This is a genomic window from Thioclava litoralis (assembly GCF_045278885.1).
Taxonomy (GTDB): Bacteria; Pseudomonadota; Alphaproteobacteria; order Rhodobacterales; family Rhodobacteraceae; genus Thioclava; species Thioclava litoralis.
Genome location: NZ_CP135443.1, coordinates 2,605,132 through 2,623,846 on the forward strand (window position 1 = coordinate 2,605,132; position 18,715 = coordinate 2,623,846).

Annotated in this window: 13 protein-coding genes; all 13 read right to left on the reverse strand. The window is 62.4% G+C overall.

Annotation, left to right across the window (positions count from 1 at the left end; all coding sequences use genetic code 11):
* Positions 1 to 806 precede the first annotated feature (806 nt).
* The 13 genes from RPE78_RS12885 to RPE78_RS12945 all read right to left on the reverse strand — a co-directional run bounded on the left by RPE78_RS12885 (position 807) and on the right by RPE78_RS12945 (position 18,679).
* Positions 807 to 1,958 (reverse strand): alginate lyase family protein, encoded by a 1,152-nt coding sequence (locus RPE78_RS12885; RefSeq protein WP_406720777.1) that lies wholly within the window; start codon positions 1,956 to 1,958, stop codon positions 807 to 809.
* The gene (locus RPE78_RS12890; protein WP_406720778.1) at positions 1,955 to 4,750 is read right to left on the reverse strand and encodes a tetratricopeptide repeat protein; all 2,796 of its coding nucleotides are present in this window, start codon (positions 4,748 to 4,750) and stop codon (positions 1,955 to 1,957) included. Before RPE78_RS12890 ends, RPE78_RS12885 begins: the two co-directional genes overlap by 4 nt.
* Before the next feature lie 17 nt (positions 4,751 to 4,767).
* Positions 4,768 to 5,472, reverse strand: a complete 705-nt coding sequence (locus RPE78_RS12895) for a hypothetical protein (protein WP_406720779.1) — start codon at positions 5,470 to 5,472, stop codon at positions 4,768 to 4,770.
* Positions 5,473 to 5,474: 2 nt separating this feature from the next.
* On the reverse strand, positions 5,475 to 6,845 hold the full coding sequence (locus tag RPE78_RS12900) for a hypothetical protein (RefSeq protein WP_406720780.1): 1,371 nt from the start codon (positions 6,843 to 6,845) through the stop codon (positions 5,475 to 5,477).
* 12 nt (positions 6,846 to 6,857) lie between these two features.
* A complete protein-coding gene (locus RPE78_RS12905; protein WP_406720781.1) occupies positions 6,858 to 7,547 on the reverse strand; it encodes a hypothetical protein in 690 nt (229 codons plus the stop codon).
* A 115-nt stretch (positions 7,548 to 7,662) separates the two neighbouring features.
* The gene (locus RPE78_RS12910) at positions 7,663 to 8,901 is read right to left on the reverse strand and encodes a hypothetical protein (RefSeq protein WP_406720782.1); all 1,239 of its coding nucleotides are present in this window, start codon (positions 8,899 to 8,901) and stop codon (positions 7,663 to 7,665) included.
* Between the two features lie 9 nt (positions 8,902 to 8,910).
* Entirely contained in the window at positions 8,911 to 10,407 is a 1,497-nt protein-coding gene (locus RPE78_RS12915; RefSeq protein ID WP_406720783.1) for an MBOAT family O-acyltransferase, read from the reverse strand.
* 3 nt (positions 10,408 to 10,410) lie between these two features.
* Entirely contained in the window at positions 10,411 to 12,108 is a 1,698-nt protein-coding gene (locus RPE78_RS12920) for a right-handed parallel beta-helix repeat-containing protein (protein ID WP_406720784.1), read from the reverse strand.
* Between the two features lie 15 nt (positions 12,109 to 12,123).
* Positions 12,124 to 13,620, reverse strand: a complete 1,497-nt coding sequence (locus RPE78_RS12925; RefSeq protein WP_406720785.1) for a mannose-1-phosphate guanylyltransferase — start codon at positions 13,618 to 13,620, stop codon at positions 12,124 to 12,126.
* 2 nt (positions 13,621 to 13,622) lie between these two features.
* Complete coding sequence (locus tag RPE78_RS12930) at positions 13,623 to 14,756, reverse strand: hypothetical protein (RefSeq protein WP_406720786.1); 1,134 nt, start codon at positions 14,754 to 14,756, stop codon at positions 13,623 to 13,625.
* Between the two features lie 69 nt (positions 14,757 to 14,825).
* The gene (locus tag RPE78_RS12935) at positions 14,826 to 16,301 is read right to left on the reverse strand and encodes a glycosyltransferase (protein WP_406720787.1); all 1,476 of its coding nucleotides are present in this window, start codon (positions 16,299 to 16,301) and stop codon (positions 14,826 to 14,828) included.
* A gap of 1 nt (position 16,302) precedes the next feature.
* Complete coding sequence (locus RPE78_RS12940) at positions 16,303 to 17,619, reverse strand: nucleotide sugar dehydrogenase (protein WP_406720788.1); 1,317 nt, start codon at positions 17,617 to 17,619, stop codon at positions 16,303 to 16,305.
* Positions 17,620 to 17,938: 319 nt separating this feature from the next.
* Complete coding sequence (locus RPE78_RS12945) at positions 17,939 to 18,679, reverse strand: response regulator transcription factor (protein ID WP_339107337.1); 741 nt, start codon at positions 18,677 to 18,679, stop codon at positions 17,939 to 17,941.
* Positions 18,680 to 18,715: the final 36 nt, after the last annotated feature.

Here is an 18,715-nt window from a genome sequence, read left to right on the forward strand (position 1 = left end):
TGTGCATGCGCCTCATTGATCCCGTAGCGGCGCATCAGGAAGGCAATCTGCATTGACAAGCGGCTCATGCGGCACCCCCTTCCTTCAAGGGCGTCACTCTCGAGCGCAGGACATATCGCGCATGCGTTCCCTTATAGACGCAGATGCCCGCCGACGAAGTCCACCGCCATCGCTTAAGTGTCCTCGGGCTAATTCTCCATCGGGCAGCCAGATCGATTTGAATGAGACAAATTTCTCGCATCTTCGTTTCCTTTCGAACGACCTCCGTGGTCGCACAACAACGAATGCGTAGAAGGAAAACGTAATAAATTCAGTATTTTGGTGGAATGTGTGCGTTGCGGGCTGCGTCCCTCGGACATTGGGCGCAGCGGCGAATTGCCCCGTGAACCGGCGTCAAATTGCGAAATGTTCCCTAGAAGTCCGTAGGACACGTAATCCTGCCGGAGCTTCCTCAGCGGTCACAGGATACGGTCCGGTTGGAAGCGCACTTCCTCCGCCACTTACCTGAATTTTGTGTTTTTTGTCAGCTTCCTGCGGGGCGAATTGTCTGGCTCTATTGCACGGTTTGACAGGTAACAGTCCCCCATCGTTTCGTTCGAGCGCGAGCATTCGCTCCACCGCGAGTTCTTTTCGGTCGGTTTGAACCGTGTAACGGGTCACTTCGGCAAGGGATTCATGGCCCGAGAATGACATGATTTGATGCGGCGCACCTCCGGCTTGCCTAACCGGATGGGGTGTCGAGCGGCAACCTATCAAGGATCACCTGCAATCTGCTATGGAGCAATAACGCCAATGCGATATGCGGGTTACCACACAAGGCTCTGATCGCCACCCAGTTTGGAATTGCTCAGCCCGGGAAATTCCGAGACAATCTCGCTGAGTTCGCTGGAATCCTCGTATTTCAGATAGGCGGCCCCCCAAGCGAAATCGTAGCTTTTCAGATCGTCGTCCATTTTCTGTGCCACGCCGGTTCGGGTCTCGATGGCGCTGGGGTCCTCGAGGCCCGCAAGCGTGTAATTGACGATTTTCGAGATGGCCCCCTCACAGGCGTCGAAAGGTTTGAGGGGCGTGTTTTCGGTCAGAAGCGCCGCCGTGACCACCAAGGGGGTAACGGCATGCATCTGGTAATGCAGAGACAATTCGCCCCGCTCCATTTCCAGCGGCAGCGCCCCATCGGGGTCGGCATGGCAGGCCGTGTAGTCGACAGTCTCGTTGGCCCAGGCGATCATGGCCTCGTCTTCGGTCGTCAGCCCGACCAGCGCCACCGCAAGTCCCGCCCATTGGCGCAGATTGTTGCGTGAGGCCCGTTCGGGGGCGTCCGTGTCGAAATAGGTCATATGGGCCTGTGCCCGTGCTTTCAGCCAGTTATCGATATGGTCTTTCTGCACGGGATCGGGCGTGGCGACCTCGAGTGCGTTGCGATAGGCAAAGACAATCCCGCCCAGACGGCTTGGCACGGAGATCTGCGCATTCATGCTGCCAAGATCGGACAGGGCGTCGGCCTGCGCCCATGTTTCCAGCCGGTCGAAGACACAATGGGCCGAGGCCTCGCCGCGTTCGCCCTTCCGGCTGAGTGCACGGTTGCTTTCGCGCGCCAGCTTCGAGATGAACATGTCCACCGGCTTCAGGGCCTCGTTTACCTCCCTGTTCGAGGCCTCGTCAAACTCTGACCGTGTCTCGCTGTCTTCGGTATAGCGGCTGCCATAGGAGAGGCTGACAACGGGTGCGATTTCGTCAAAGCAGGTCTCGGCCTGTTGCGCCTTCGGGTCGGAAGTTTCGGTATCGGGGGCCGTATCAGGGGCCGTATCGGGGGAATCCGCCGTATCCGTACCGGTTTGAGCGCCTGTCTGGCTGTCTGGCGCGACCGGCATTGCCGGAGCGGTTTCGGCCAGTATCGCTGTGGCGGGGAAAAGCGTCAGCAGCAGACAGCCTGCGGGAAGGGTCAAAGCGGTCTTCATTGCATCGGCACCTTTCCCAGTTGCATGGAATTCAACAACCCGCTGGCCTCTTCGTTGCCCAGTGCCGCCGCCTTGACCAACCAGCCACGCGCGGCGTCGGGGTCCGGTGTTCCGGTGATGCCGAAGGCCAGCGAGCGTGCCTGATCAATCATCGCATCCACATTGCCCCCTTCTGCCGCGCGCCCAAGCCAGAGTTCCGCATCCGCAATATCGGCTGGCGTGCGCGCCTTGTCACGCGTCAGGGCGGCATATTGATACATCGCGAAGGTATCGCCCGCCTCGGCTGCCCGTAAATATAGCGCCCGAGGGTCAATCCGGTCACCAATGGCGCGTTTTACGGCAGGCTCGGCCCCGTTGATCCGCGCGACGACATCCGAAAGCCCTGCCCCGTCGCTGCGCTGCGCCAAAGCCACATAAAGCTCTGCCGCCCGTGCCGGATCAAAGCCCGGCTTGCCCGGTTTCTCGACTTTGGGCAGCAGGCGCATGATCGCGGTGCGGTCGCCGGCCTCATAGGCGGCCAGATACATCTGTTGCGCGGTCAGGGCCGCATCCTCGCCAAGCTGGTCTTTGAAAATGGCGTAGAGGTCGGCAATCTGGGTACGGGCCCACGGTTTTTCATGACGAGCCAGCGCCTCGCTGACGGCGATCCAATGCTTGAGGGCTGCGGTATTGTGCACCCGCCCCGCCACCATCGCCAGTTCGCGGGCCTGCGGAAAGATACAGGCCATTTCGGATTTGGCGTGACGCAGCCAGAGGGCCTGATCCTCGGGGGCCGCATGGGCCAGCGCCAGAAGGCTTGCGTCGAAATCCCCCCTGTCGCGGATCACATCGTCAAAGGCGGCAAGGACCGAGGCCTCATCGGGATAATGTGCGGGATCGGCGGTCATCAGGGCCTCCATCGCGACGCCATTGCCCTGCTGCGCCAGAGCCAGCAAGAGGGCGGGCGTATCGGCGCTTGCCGGATAGAGCTGCGCGAATTGCATCAGAAGGCGCGGTTGCAGCAGCGTCACATAATCCTGAACCGATTGCGGTGCGGCCACCTGCAAAAGCCCCGCCACGCGCGTCCAATAGGCCTGTTCCGCATCTGACAGCGCGGGATTGGTGGCAAGCGTCGCGAGATCCGCAAGCTGTGGGCTTGCCGGAAGCACGTCCTGCGCATGTGCCATCACCTTGCGCGCTATCTCGCGCGGCAGATCGGGCACCTGCGCCTCTTCCACGCGTCCAAGCACCGCCGTCAGGGTTTCGCTGGCACCAAGCGCGGCAGGATCGGCCATCGAGGACCAGTAATCGGCCTGTTCGGGCAAAGGCCCCTGCGGCGCAAGGCAGAGATGGGCGTCGACCAGTTCCCGAACCGCGCCGGTCTTGCCCATCTGTTCAACGGCAAAGATCAGGTCATCCACGCCGGAATAGAACGTGTCCATCTTGTCATTCAGGCTCATTGCCACTCTGGCGCGCCCGCGAATGGCCTCGGCATCTCCCAAGGCGACCCCCTTCTCCCACATCGCCAGAGCCTCGTCCTGCCCTGCCCAGCGGCCCTTGCGCTCGAGCGCCATCTGACCCGCCCGCGCATAGGCCCAACCGGGGGCGTCATCGCGCGCCAGAAGGTGGGTCAGGGCAGCCTCGAACCGCGGCTTGTAGCCGGGATTCACATCGGCACGTTTTTCCAGAAACAGCGCCTGACGCACCAGCGCCCCGCGCGCCCCGCTGGCGGCTGCCTGATCATAGAGCGCCTCGGCCTTGCCGAGATCCTGCCCGATCAGCGCGCCCTCTTCATAAAGCCGCCCCAAGGCAATCAGCACCGAAGGCGAACCGTTCTTGGCAGCCTGATGCAGGTATTTCAGCATGACCTCGTTGTTCTTCTTGATCTTTTCAGACCGCAAATGCATCTCGGCCACCGCATAGGCGGCATTCCCATCCCCGAGATCGGCGGCAAAGCGATACCATTTCTCCGCCAGAGCATAATCGGGCTGGACCAGTTCGCCATTGTTATAGGCACGGGCGATATTGATGACGCGGTCACAGATCGTGGGGTTCATCGCCCCGACCTGCGCGGCAAAGCCCAGCATGATTGTCATCTGCGGATCCACCGTCCAGTTGGGCAGCGCGACACCACGGTTCTGGAAATCGGCAAGGGTCAACAGCGCCTGTGCGTCACCGCCGCGCGCGGCCTCGACAAGCAGGCCGATGCCGCGCATGCGATCTTTGTCGATCCCCTGTCCCGATACCAGATACTCGCCCAGACGCCGCTGGTTATGCGGCAGCTTCGCACCGGGCGTGTCCAGCGCCTTGCGCACCAGCCCTTCCGATTTCACCGCAGCCGCCTCTCCGGCCGCCACCCGCATCGCGATAGTCTCGAAAAGCTGCTTATCCGCGTCGAAGCTGGGGTCGATTTGCGGCAGCAGCGCGATCACACGTGCATAGACAGGCTTCCATTCGGCGGCATCGACCTCCATCAGCCGCCGCATATCGCCCCGCACCTCCTCGGCATTTCTGCCCGCCAATGTCTTGCGGTCCCAGCTTTTCCAGCGATCCTCGATCTGCTCGTCGCTCAGGCGCGGGGCGCAGACCGATTGCATTTCGATCACCGGCGGCTCGAAATCCACAGCAACGAGATCTTTGGCCGAGGCCGTCTGCGCAAGTCCCCAGAGCGTCCCGACAGCCAGCGCGCGCAGACCGTATCTGGCCCATGACCGGCCATGCAGGAAACCGGCCCTTGGAGAGGGTCCTGACAGGCCAGCGGACGAAGGCTGAAATCGCAAGGAGGCGGCAAGAGAATGGACGCGATATGTCATGGAAACCCTCGTTCTGTTCAGTTGGCTTTGGTCGCGGCTTTCAGGGCCACCAATTCGTAGCGGCCGGACTGGCCACGGAAGACCAGCGTGGTTCCCTCGCGCCGCACCAGCGCGACATCGGCCACCGAGGCCAGAACGTCTTCCCCGTGTCGTACCTGAAACTCCAGCGATAACGGGGCCTTGAGGGCAATCCATTCGCCGGTGCCGGTATCGATATCGGTCATGGCCGCGCGTTTGGCGGCTGGCACGTAAAGATCGACATCATCCAGATCGGAGATGTTGTAGAAGGTGACATCGGCCTGTGCGGGGCTATGGGTCAGCGGATCGGTCACCATATGCCCTTCGCCGCTGGCAGTGATCAGATAGGTGTTCCAGCTGCCCTTGCCGACCTCGGCCTCGCCCTGCGCGGCCCCCGCGCTGACGGCAATCGTGCCGGGCGTGTCGATCATCACATAGGGCGAGACCCCGTCATCCAGCTCCGAGAAACTGTCGCCCGCCACGATGGCCGAGGATTTTCCGGGCATGATCACCCGCAGATAGCCCGCATCGGGATTGACGGCATCGGCATAAAGCTTGGCATCCTGCGCAAAGCCTGCGGCAGGCAGGCCCAGCATGGCCAGACCAAGGATCGCGATGGCCAAAGGTCTGTGCCGCGCCATCGAAGCGGTTTGAGCCAGAGCGGCTTGGGGCAAAGCGGCTTGGGAAAGCATAATCTTGCGCATGGTCATTCTCCGATATCGAAGCACAGGGATAGGGACGAGCCGTTATTGACGGGGCGGTCAAAGGTGACCCGCACCGAATTGAGCGGGGTTTGCGAATAGGGAGCGAGGCTGAGCCAGAAATTTCCGGTGGCCCGCAGGCGGTCGCCGCGCCGGAAATGGTATTGCCGTTCGATGCCGCTTTCGGTGCGCAGCACGAAGGTTGCCTTGCGCGGGCCCTCATCACCGAAGCGGGCGAAAATGGCATCGGATGTGCCGAAGGTGGACCCGTTCAGCTGGGCCTCAAGCGTGCCGTCGACATCGTGCAAGACCAGCTTGTGGCTGCAGGATTTGGCATCCGCTGCTGCCACCAGTTCCTCCATCGGGCCGGAGCCGAACTGCATGATATCGGCATAGATCGGGCTTTCCCACACGATGAAGGCGGGACGCTGGCGGGCATAGTCATCGCTGGTCAGGTAAGATAGCAGCGCGCCGAACTGCCCGCCGCCGGTGACGGCATAATTCAGCACCTCAAGATCGCTATACTGTTCGATCCAGCCTGCGAAATTATTGGTGGGATTGTCCGAAAAAGAGGTGCCCAGCAGCACGACCGGTACCTGCTCGTCGGCATCGGCGAAAATATCCAGAGGCTCGTCGGCCGTTTGCGACGGGTCGGCCACGGGGGTGGTGTCAAACCCCATCGTCTCGACCTCGGGCAGCGCCTGACGGCAGCGCATCTGCATGGTGCGGCGCATGGTCGAGAACCCCTCGCGCGCGCCGATCGACACGGTCTCGAAAGTGGTTTTCGGCAGGGCGTCATAGTTGGCTTGCTGGCGCATCTGGCCAGCAATCTGGCGGGCCGCGCGGCGCGCACCTTCGGATGTCCAGTGATAATCGGAGCGGAAGAAAAGCGGCACCTGCCCCGTGCCATATCGCGCCACATCCTCGGGGCCGATATCCTCCAGCATCCCGTGCAGCAGATCGGCGGTGATCACCCCCCGCGCCCGTAGCGCGCGGATCGACTGGCGGTATTCCTGCTGCGCGCTGGCCCAATCGTATTCCAAGGCGCTCAGATCATCGGGAAGGGCTTCGGGCATGGCCTCAGCCTTGGTCGGCACAGGCGCGAAAATCAGCGTCGTGCCCGCCTCTTCGAGAGCGGCGGACAGACGCGCCACGGCCTCGACGGCGGCGGGCGAAAGATCCTGCCCCAAGGTCAGATCCGTGGCCAGACGGTAGAACACCCCGTCCTTGCCCTCCATCGCGGGTACAACGGCCTCTTCCTTCAGCCCGTAGCATCCGAATTCGGAAACATCGCGGGCTAAAGCCGGTGCCGCCCAGACCGCAAGCGCCACAGCCAGTCCCCATCTGCATCCGCTGGTCTTTCTGTCAGCCTTCATGCGTGTTGCCTCTCAATTCCTGTCAGTTTCCAAGCGCACAACATTTTGCCCCAAGGCAAGCATTCCAATATTTGCATTCTGACCAACCAACTCGAGAACCTGTTGTAACCCGTCGCTATCCTTGGCTTTTGCCCTCTCGACGATCATCTGGGACGCCAGATTGAGGTTGCCATTGGCAATCGCGAGCTGCCCAAATTCGGTGGCTTTTTCCGCATCCTGCGTGCCGAAGAGATCGCCTGTCCGCCACGCCTCCGCCACGCGCGAGGCGGCATTGGCATTGCCATGAACCGCGGCAAATTCCAGCGCCTGCCCGATCTGTCTCAGCCGCGTCGCCGCTCCCTCGAAGGCCCCCTCGGCCAGACCGCGATCGGTGGTCTCGATCAGGCGGTTGACTGCAAAAACGCGCCCCGTATGCACCGCAATCGCGTAGTAATGCGCGATATCTGCGCGCAGGTCGGTCCGGTCCTCGGCTTCGAGGATCTTGGCAAAGTTGAAGGCCGCCAGCCCGTCGCCCGCATCCGCCAGCGCACGCAGGCGGTTGATGGTCACCGGACGGTCCTCGATCATCGCGCGGCGGGTATGGCGCAACTGCGCGCTGGGCAACTGGCGCGTGGCGGAGACCCCGAACGGGGATCGAATGCTCTCCCCGCCAGCCGGTGCAAGGCCGAGGCCCAGCACCGCACCGACGAGGAGAAGCACCATACCCGACGGTGAGCGAAGACCATACGGATACCTCCGTGGCTTTAGCCGGGCATGTTCCATCTGCACTGACGGGCAGTCCTGTCCATGAGTGGTCACTTCGGGATGCAGACGGGGATTATTTGTCATTGAATATCGGTCCTTTCGGCAGGTCCGGCCCCGCGCCCAGATCGGCGAAACGGGCAGGATAGGTCAGCGCGAGATCGGCACTGCGCACGGGCGACTGGTCGGCCCCGATATGCGCCAGCACCATCGCGGCGCGCTGGCCGGCCAGAAGCGGCGCGTCCTGCAGGTTTTCGGGGGCGGTCCAGATGTCGGGGTCGGCCAGATAGCGCACGGGCACTTCCCAGATCACCTGTTTGGGGGGCGAAAGCTGGAAGGCCTGATCGGCCAGCATTTCCAGGAAGGGTTTGACGGGCCCCTGTCCCTCTTTGGCGTAATTCAGCACATCCTGATGCAGATCCAGCTTGAGGCTTTCCGCGAAGGACCAATTGGGATTGGCCGAATAGGACGTGCCAACCAGCACCGTCTCGACAGAGGCAGGCCCCAGCAGCGTGTCGAACAGATCGTCCCCGTTCTCCGCGACCTGCGTCACGAAGGGCCTTGCGGTTTCCTCCGGCAGCCCGACCCGCTGGGTCCATTCCGCCGAGGTGATGAATTTCGTCAGATCGCCGTGGAATTGCTGCAAGGGTTCCTCTTGTGCGCTCACGCTGGCCGATCCTTGTGGCACCACCTGCGCGACGGCCTCGGCCACTGCGGCGGCGCCTGCACGTGTCCAATGGGTGTCGGAGCTATAGAACACCTGCGCGTGGCGGGCGGCATCCAGCAAGGCGCTGCGGCTGTCGACCACTTTGATGCCCATCGCCTGAAGCCCTGCGAAGAAGGTCGCGTAGCGTTCTTCCAGATCGCGGGCCATTCCGCTGCCGCCCAGTTCGTTGCGATAGATATCGGCCTTGCCCGCCAGCGGCACCACCACCAGATCGATGCCCTTATCGGCCAGAGTCTCGCGCAGGATCTCGGTGCGGGCAAAGACGGCCTCCATCGGCTCGTCCATCTTGCGGGCTTCTTCTTGCGTGAACAGCCAGCCATTGCGGCCCGAAACCACGCCCTTGCGCCCTTCTTTCAGCGCAAGCCAGCGTCCGGCCCCCACGACCCCTGCGGCAAAATCGTGATGCGGCAGCGCGGCGCGCCATGTGTCGTTGATGGTGGCGCTGGCGCGGCCCTGCATCCAGTCGGCCAGCGTCCAGCGGTGGTCCTGTGTGGTTCTGTCCAGCGCCGGAAGGGCACCGACAATACCATAGGCGGCATAGGCCAGAACAGCTGCGGGAAAGACAAGGCGGATGGTGGTGGAGATCATGGCACCCTCTTAGAACTGGAAATACAGGAAGGGCGTGAAGGCGGCCTCGGAGATCCGCAAAACACAGGCGGTGAACAACAGCGCCAGTGCCAGAGACCCCGCCAGAGAGCTCGCTGCCGCCGTGGCGCTGCGTGTGGGGGCCATGACGGAGGCCATACCGGAGGCCCCGCTATCTGTCCCCGCAAGACCCGCGGCGGTGCCGCTTGAGATGTCCTGTGCCCGCCACTGGCGAACCAGATCCTTCAGGCGGGGTTCGAGGGCTGCGACCATGATGGCCAGGGCAAGGAAAACCAGTGCCTCGTTGCGGATCTGCACGGCGATGTCGAACGGAATGGCGGTGCCGTTCAGCCCTGCCATGCCCGCCAGCACCCCGAGCGCCTGATCGAGATCGGCGGCACGGAAGAAGACCCAGCCGACCAGCACCGTCAGCAGTGTGCGCAGCACCGACAGCGCCCCGTTGCCCTGCGGCACGATTTTTGCCCGCTCCAGCGCCAGCCATGTGCCATGCCATGCGCCCCAGATCACGAAGGTCCAGTTTGCCCCGTGCCACAACCCGCCCAGCACCATGACGATCCAGAGGTTGAAATAGGTCCGCGCCGTACCAAAGCGGTTTCCGCCCAGCGGGATATAGAGATAATCGCGCAGCCAGACCGAAAGCGAGATATGCCAGCGCCGCCAGAATTCGGTGATCGAGCGCGAGACATAGGGGGTGTTGAAGTTCTCGGTAAAGCGGAACCCCATGATCATGCCCAGACCGATGGCCATATCGGAATAGCCCGAGAAGTCGAAATAAAGCTGCAGCATATAGGCAACCGCCCCAAGCCACGCCACGGGGCTCGCCGGATCGGCAGTGGTGAAGGCCAGATCGGCCAGAGGCGCGATGGCATCGGCCAGCAGCACTTTTTTCGCCAGCCCGATGGTAAAGCGGGCAAAGCCGTCGGCCACCATTTCGGGCGTCGAGCGACGGTCGCGGAACTGGTCGGCCAGATCCTTGAAGCGCAGGATCGGTCCGGCGATCAGCTGCGGGAACAACGCGATGAAGGCGGCAAAATCGATCAGTCCGGTATCGGCGGGCGCATCCTTGCGCCAGACATCGACAAGATAGGAAATCGACTGGAAGACATAGAAGCTGACGCCGATGGGCAGGATGATCTGCCAGTGAAAGCCGAGTTGGTCGGGCGTGGTACCGAAGGCGGCGGCAAGGCTGTCCATGAAGAAGCCCAGATATTTGAACGTGCCCAGCACCGCGAGATTGCCGCCAAGCCCCGCCACCAGCCATGCTTTGCCGCGCCGACGGCCCAGATGCGCCGCGATGCCACGGCCACAGACCCATGTGAACACGGTGGTTGCCACGAGAAGGCCCAGAAAATCGATCCGCCACCATGCGTAGAACAGATAGCTGCCCAGCAGGATGGTCAGGTTCTTGCCGCGGCGCGGTGTCAGGAAATAGGCCAGCAGGAACAGCGGCAGAAACAGAAACAGAAACGTTTCGGAGGCAAAGACCATAGATCAGATCCCTTCGCAGCTGGGCGCGACAGATGGCGCCGCTGTCGGCGTGGTGAGAGAAAGTGCGGTATGGGCCTTTTGCGCCGCCAGCCACGCGGGCTGCTGGCTGGCAACGGGGCCGCTCATCAGGCGGGGAAATTGCGCCGCCAGCCGGTTGCCCTGCAGATGCAGGCGCGCAGGCCGATCCCCGCGCAGGCCCTCGCGGTTATGAGCCATCAGATTGTCCGAAAGCGACAGCCCCCCCGCCGCCATATCCACCAGCTCGACCGCTGCGGTGCGGGCCTGCAGGAAACCGTTCTGGTGGATTGTGACCGCATCGGCATGGTTGAGGCGCAGGGCCGTGGTTCCGGCCCCTACCACCAGATTTTGCTCGACCAGCACACAGCGGCTGTCGCGGATTTCAAGGCCGGTGGCGAGGGGCTTCAACAGCATGTTCTGGCGCAGCCGTAGGGCCTGTGATCCGCCGCTGACCAGAATCCCCCCCGATCCGGCGGCAAAGCTGTTCTGCTCGATCCGGCTCTGGCGCAGCCCCGCAAGCTCCAGCGCCGAGGCGCTGCCGGTGGTGCGGAACGCGACATTGCGGATCTCTGCCTTGGCCAGATTGCGCAAAACGACCCCTTCGCGGGTGCGGCCTTCGAACTGGCTATCGGTCAGGGAAAACCCGTCCACCCCTTCGACGCGCAATTCCGCGACATCCAGAAACTGGCTCTCGCTGATGCGCGAGGTCTCTTCGGCATGGTAGAGAAGGCCGGAGCTGATCGACAGGCCGGCCATCGCGCCCATGCCCGTTGTGCCAACGCTGCCTGTGCCATTGGTGCTGCCCTGCGCCCCCAGCCCGATAAAGGCCGCATGCTCGGCCAGCAGCACACCCTGCCCTGCAACCGTCACGAAGGGTTCATAGCTGGCCAGATGGGGATTGACCGGTCGGGTGCTGGCAATGGTGGCGCCCTGCAATTCCAGCGTTCCGAAGGCCAGCACGAAGGCTCCGGCTGCGCGTGACAGATAAAGCGTCTCGCCCGGTTCCATCCGCAGCGCGGCGTCGTTCCACAACACCAGCGGACGTTCGACAACCACCCCGTCCTCGACCGCGTAAAGCCCCGGCAGGCCCGCTTTGGCAAGCGTTGCCAGATCGGCCGTGCCGCCAGTGATATAGATCGCCGTATCCTCTCCCGCGCGGGCGGCCATGATCGGGGCGAAATTCGACGGCCCTGCCATCACGGCAAGCCATGTCAAAGCGGTGTTCAGCGAGCCTTCGCTCAGCTCCGCTTTCGCGGAGGGCCGTTGGAGCGCCACAGCCGGGGCTGGAACGGCCTCTGCCTGTGAGGCGGCCTCTGCCTGCGGAATGAGGGGTGCGCCGATCTCCTTGCGGAAGGCGGCATAAAGAAGGGTCGGGTCTGCGTCTTGGGCCGCCTGCCCAAGCCCGCCAAGCCCGCCAAGCCCGTCATGGCTGTCCAGCGACAGCCCCGCGCGCCCGCGCTGCGGGGCGGGCATGGCCGTGGGGGCGTGCCGCAGCAACGAGCTTGGTGCGGCCAGCCCCCCGAGCCGTAAGGCCCCCTTGCCGACCGTCATATCCTGAGCGGAGAGCTGCGCCCCCCCGAGCCCCCACAAAGCCACGGCAGTGGCCAGCGGCAGGGTCTTGGGCCAGAAGTGCCGGGGCGGACAAGCGGGACGGGCGGATCGCGGGCGCGGGAGGCGGATCATGGATGCAGGCTCCGTTCAGCGGATATCGGCGACATTGGCGGCCAGCGTGACCTGCGCCACCTCTTCCTCCAAGGCGACAAGTTTGCGGATCGCATCCTCGGTGCGGGTTTCGGCCAGTGCCGCCTGCCGGACCTTCTCGAGCTCGGTCAGCTTGACATGCAGCATGATGATCGCACGGCCCGAGATATTGCTGACCGGCATGGCGTAATCGGCATCGATCATGATCGAGCACCCCTCGAACAACGTGCGTTCGCCTTCGGGCAGCGTGCACTCGCCCTGCCCCGAGATCATGGTCAGGATCGAGCGGCCCTCGCCCGTGCCATTCACCGTCAGCTTGGCACCGCTTTCCACCCGCATCATTTCCATCTCGCAATCACCCTGACTGCGCAATGTCTCGCTCTGGCCCCATGTCACATCGCGCAGGCGGTGGCTGATGACCTCGTTGCGCTTGTTTTTCTTGAGCTGTTCGACCACCAGTTTGACATCCTGCGAGCGTTCGCGATTGGCCAGCAGCAGCGCATCGGGCGTGTCCACCACGATCACATCATCCAGACCGATCACCGCCACCAGCCGGTCTTCGGAACGGATCAGCGAATTGGCGGTGTCATGGGTGACAACATCGCCAAAGGTGACATTGCCGTTTTCCTTCTGGTCGGAAATCGAATGGACCGAATTCCAAGCGCCGACATCATTCCAGTCGATCCCCGGCAGCGGCGCCAGCGAGATATGTTCCGAGCGTTCGAAAATCAGCCGCTCGGTCGGCTCGTTGGCGGCTTTGCCAAAGGCGTTTTCCTCCAGCACGCTGGCCCCGAGCTGGTCCTCGGAGGCATGGGCCAGCGCGTCCGATACGGCGGCCAGTGTCTGGGGATCGAATTTGGCAAATTCCTCGACCAGAAGATCGGCGCGCAGCATCGAGATGCCCGAGGCCCAGTAGGATTGCCCGTCCTCGAGCATCTTCAGCGCCACCTCCGCCGGAGGCTTCTCGACGAAGCGCAGCACACGGTGCAGGCCGCTGAAATGGTCATAGGCCCCACCGTCGGTAATATAGCCATAGCCCGTTTCGGCATAGGTGGGGATCACGCCGAAGGTAATGATCTGTCCGGCCTCTGCGGCGGGCAGCATGGCGGTGATGATGGTGTTGATATCGCCCGAGATGATATGATCCGAGGGCAGCACCAGCAGCTTGGCATCCCTGTCGTCGCGCAGGGAATAAAGGGCCGCCGCCAGCACTGCCGGTCCGGTGTTGCGGCCCATCGGTTCCCCGATGATCTGGCCGGTCTTCTGGATGTCGCGCAACTGGCGTTTGACAATCGCGGTCTGGCGCGCGTTGGTCACCACGATCGGGTCGCCGAATTCCTTGCCGGTATGGCGCTGCACGGTTTCCTGAAAGAAGGTGGCCCCTCCGCGCCCGTTGACGGACTGGAACTGTTTGGGCTGTTCGACGCGGGACATCGGCCAAAGACGGGATCCCATGCCGCCACAAAGAACGGTCGGTCGGATTGCATTATACATAATTACTCCTCCGATACAGATTTACGCGTGAACTGATCAACCAGGCTGTCGAGCGGTGTGGCGCGGTGAATGGTCAACTGGGCCAACTGACCTTCGCGGTCAGCAGGCAGCGGTGTCTGGGGCACAAGATCCACGCTAACCTGACGGTTGGCACCAAGGGCGGCCGCCGCAGCCAGAGAGGCGGCATCGGCATGGGTCGCGATGCGCGTCCCGTCCGGAAATTGCGCGGTAATCTCGCGGGCCTGCGCCAGCGCATAAAGCTGGTCGGAGGCGATATTGGCTTTCAGCACAACAGGGGCGTCCGCCTCCGAGAGCTGGAACACCGGCTGGCCTTCCTGCACGGTGGCCCCAAGCTGCGGCCCGACAGAGCGCGCGTTACAGTCGCAGGGCATAGCGACCGCAAGGGTCTGGCCGGTGGTCGAGCGGATCGAGAACGCGACCTCGCCCATCTGCGCGCTGGGGTCGATATAGTCGATCTGGCCTGCGCTGATGGCGTTCAGTTGCGGCCCTGCGGCAAGCGCCTGTGCGGGGGCGGGAATGGCAAGGGTGAACAGGCGCTCGCGCAGGAGCCATGCCCCGCCTCCGACCAGAAGGGCCGTGGCCAGCAGCATCAGCGTGCCATTGACCAGACGCCGCCCGAGGCCCGTCCCGCCGGTTGCGGCGGCATGGCCTTTGGCACCGGCGACCTGCATCGGTTGCAAGGCCACGCCCAGCACCCGCCCGAGCGAGATCACATCCCCCGCGATATAGCTGTTCAGCACATGGCGGAGCTGTGGCAGATGGCTGCCGGAAGGGTCGATGAAATCAACCGCGATGGTGCCCTTTCCGGGGTCGATATCGGTTACCAGCGCAGGGATCGGCAGGGTCAGGTTGAACCCCTCGAAGGGGAAGATCACGCGCAGCAGGCGTTGTTCGCCCACGATATGGGGGTCGGCCAGACCGCCGAGTTTGGCGCGCATCAGCGAGATGGACTGGCCTAGAAACTGGCGTCCGTCGATTTCGGCGGAAAAGGGCAGTTCCAGCAGCGGGTGATCGCCCGGCAGCGCCAGATCGGGGGTGAGGTCGGGGGGCGGAAAGGCGCTTTGGGCGGTTCGGGTGGTCAGGTTGGATCTATGCGGATCGGCCATCGTGGACATCGGGGAAAGGCTCCTTGAGTTGGCGCGAAAAAGGGGGCGTGATCTTCGGGTCGGGCAGATTCTGGCGGGTCACAGAGAACCGGAGGCAATCAGCGTCGCCAGAGCCAGCCAGCCAAGTGCAAGCGCATGGGCATAGGTCGAGGACCATGCGCGCAGTCTCTGTCTGGGGGTGGGTTTGAGTTTGCCTTTCGCACCGCCCGGCTGGCGGGTCCATTTCTGGCGGTCGATGCGGAACAGGATGAAGCTTTTGACCGAGGCCCCGACGATCTGGCTGAAATACAGCAGGAAGGGATAGGTGATCGGAAAGCCCGGTTTGCGGACCAGCGACAGGATCCAGCAGAAGATGTAGCGGGTGAACAGGATCCACGCGATATAGGCGGGCAGCACCATCGGGCTGACGAAGACCGTGCCGAAGAGCACCGAGATCGGCCCCGCAAGCGTTGTCCATATCCCCATGCGCTGGTCGAGAAGCGCCCAGAATGTGTAAAGCCCCGTCACACGCAGCGGCAGTGCCAAGGCGCGGCCATTGGTGCGCAGCATATTGCCGAACCAGCGCGTCATCAGGGTTATCGCGCTGTCCATGAAGCCGGGTTTAGGCTGGCTTTCCATCGAGACAGAGGCGACATCGGGCAGATAGCGCATCAGATAGCCATGCGACAGCAGCCAGAACCAGGTCGATTTGTCATCGCCGGTCAGGAATTTCACGCGCCCCAGCCGCCAGTGCTCGACATGGTCCGATTGCACCTGAGCAATGAAGCTGGGCTCGATCAGAAGATCGGCGCGGAAAACCGACATCCGTCCCGTAAGGGTCAGCACGCGGCCCGCAAGCCCTTGCGAGGACATCATCATCTGACGTTGCGAGAAGCGCAGGTTATACCAGTCACGGAACAGGCCGGGTTCGGGGGTTTCGGCAATCTCGTCGGTGGTGACCGCGCCCACCCGTGGATCGGTGAAAAACGGGGCCGAGGTCTCGACGATATCTTCGGGCACGCAGGTATCGCCATCGACCACCACCACGATATCGTGGCGTGTCGGGTGCTGGCGCGCAATCAGCCGGTACGACCGCGCCAGCGCGTCGCGCTTGCCGGTGCCCGGAATACGGTCGATCAGCAGCGCGACATTGCCCATAGCAACCGGCATCGTGTCGTAGACCCGCTGGATCAGCGCCTGATCGGCCAGATCCACCACCGAAACCACCACCGAGGCGCCGCCGCGCGATGCCGCAGCCGCGCGGAAGATGGAGCGGTAGACCGGCACGGTGACCTCGGGTTCGATCTTGAAGGAGGTCACCAGAAACCATGCATGGGCCGGTGCGGGACGGGCGGCATAGGCCTGCTCGGCACGGGCGCGCAGGCGCGGAAAGGCATAGTTGAGATAGATCGCTGCGCGGGTGAAGTTCAACGCGGCCCAGCTATAGCGCCAGATCCCGATGACGCCGATCACCAGCAGCCCTTTCGAGACGGCCTGAAGGTCGGCGCTGGCCACCAGGGTCATAAGCCAGACCATGACCGCGAGATAAAGAAAATGCGCAGCGATCCGTTGCATGTTACCAGCAGATCCCTTCATAGACGCCATTCGAGCGGGCTTCGGGAGAGATCCGCGTCAGATCGATGATCGGGCGGTCCATCGCGCGGGTCAGCGGTTCGAGCGTCTCGGCATAGCTGTTGCCGACCAAAATCACATCGGTCTCCGCCAGCAGTTCCTCGATCGAGGGCACCAGACGGTCGCGCAATTCGATGCCGTAATCATTGCCCCGCCCTGCGGCGGAATGGTCATTGGAATAGGCTTCGTTGACATAGGGATCATAGACCTTGATCTCGCGGCCCTTTTCGATCAGCCGTGCGGCCAATGTGGCCAGCGGGCTTTCGCGCAGATCATCGGTGCCCGGTTTGAACGAAATCCCGACCATGCCGATCCGGCTATGGCCGCCCTCCTCCAGCATCTTCTCGGCGCGGGCGATCTGTTCGTCATTGGCCACCAGAACCGCGTCCAGAAGCGGGGTCTCGACGGCATGCTGATCGCCCAGTGCGCGCAGTGCACGCACGTCCTTGGGCAGGCAGGACCCGCCAAAGGCAAAGCCCGGACGCATGAAATAGGGCGACATGGCGGCCTTGTTATCCGAGCACAGGATCCGCATCACAAGCTGGCCATCAATCCCCGAGGCCTTGGCGATATTGCCGATCTCGTTGGCATAGGTCACCTTGACGGCGCGCCAGCTGTTCGAGGTGTATTTGACCATCTCTGCGGTGCGCAGATCGACCGAATGGATTTTGCCGATGGTGTTCTTGTTCAGCTCGGTCAGGAAATCGCCGGTCAGCGCATCAAGCGAGCCGAAGACAATCAGACCCGGCTCTTTGTGATCCTCGATAGCGGTAGATTCGCGAAGGAATTCAGGGTAATAGCCAACCCCAAAGGCATCCCCCGCAGTCAGGCCAGAGGCGGATTCCAGCATCGGAATACAGGTGGTTTCCATCGATCCGGGCACAATGGTCGAGCGCATGATCACCGAATACCATTTGCGCTCATGGGCGATGGCCTGCCCGAGCTGGGCACAGGCGGATTTGACGTAATCGAGCCCGATAGAGCCATCCGGCGCCGAGGGGGTGCCCACGCAGACGAAACAGGCCTCGGTTCTGGCGACGGCTTCGGCGATATCGGTGGTCGCGCTCAGCTTACCCTCGGCCACGGTCTGCGCGATGAGTTCGGGCAGGCCCTTTTCGACAATCGGGGACTTGCCTGCATTGATGGCCGCCACCTTGCCCGGATCGACATCCACGGCCACCACAACATGCCCGTCCCGTGCCAGACATGCTGCCGAAACAGCCCCGACATATCCAATTCCGATCACAGCGATATTCGCCATACCCATTCCTTTCATCAAGCTTACAAGCCGTGTCTGCCCTTGGAGGAAAACCGAATGCCATGCCGGTTCCGGTCTTCGGCCAGACAGATCGGCGGGGAGGCCGACCATCAATTTCGTTAATGACAAGTTAAGATTTGCGCCGCTGCGGAAGAAAAAATAGTCCGTAAAAAAGCCTATTCTTGTCAGGAAAAGAGCCGCTGAACTGATCGGTTTCCTACAGGCGGAACCTCGGGGTCGTAGGGGATTTTCCGCTGGGAGACGCGCATTAAAAAAGCAGCCTCTCGGCTGCTCGTTTCGTCATAAAATCAGGTGGATAGTCTTAAACGAGACCGTTGCGCATCGCATAGTCGACGATCTGGCTTCGGGATTTCAGCTGCAGTTTGTTGGCCGCGCGTGCCTTGTAGGTTTCAATGGTTTTCGAGGACAGGTCGAGCTCTCGGGCAATCTCCTTCATGCTCTTGCCCAAGGCGATGGATTGCACGACGAAAGCTTCGCGGTCCGTCAGCCGGTCTTTCATCCTTTCGGCCAGATCGCCCCCGTCTTTCTCAAGTAAGATCGGCTGCGGAGGGTCGGATCTGCCGCCGCGGCCCGATACGGGCGGCCCGACCTCTCGCCCCTTTGCCAGCACCTCGCGGGCAAAGGTCTCTTCCAGATGGATGAAGCCGTGGCAGACCGAGGCCACCGCCACTTTCACGGCTTCCAGATTGAGATGTTTCGAGATGATGCCGCGAAATCCGACATCGAAGAAATTCTCGATCAGATCGTCATCGGGGGCCTCGCAATAGGCAATATAGAGCGGTGGCTTGCCGATGATCGCGTTGAGCCGCCCCACGATGGTGGAGACATCCATTTCAAACTGGGACGGATCAAGAATGACAACATTGGGCAGACAGGGCAGATGCTCGCGCTTCAGCCCTTCCGGTTTTGACCAATCTCCCGGCAAAGACAAAGACCGCGCCTCCAGCCAGCTTTCCTCCGAAAGCAGCATGGAAATTCCTCTTGCAAGAAGCGGGTTACTGTCGATGGCGAGAACGACCTGAACGATATCGTCTCTGAACATATGTGGTCCTTGGCTACCACGATCTGTGGATTTGAA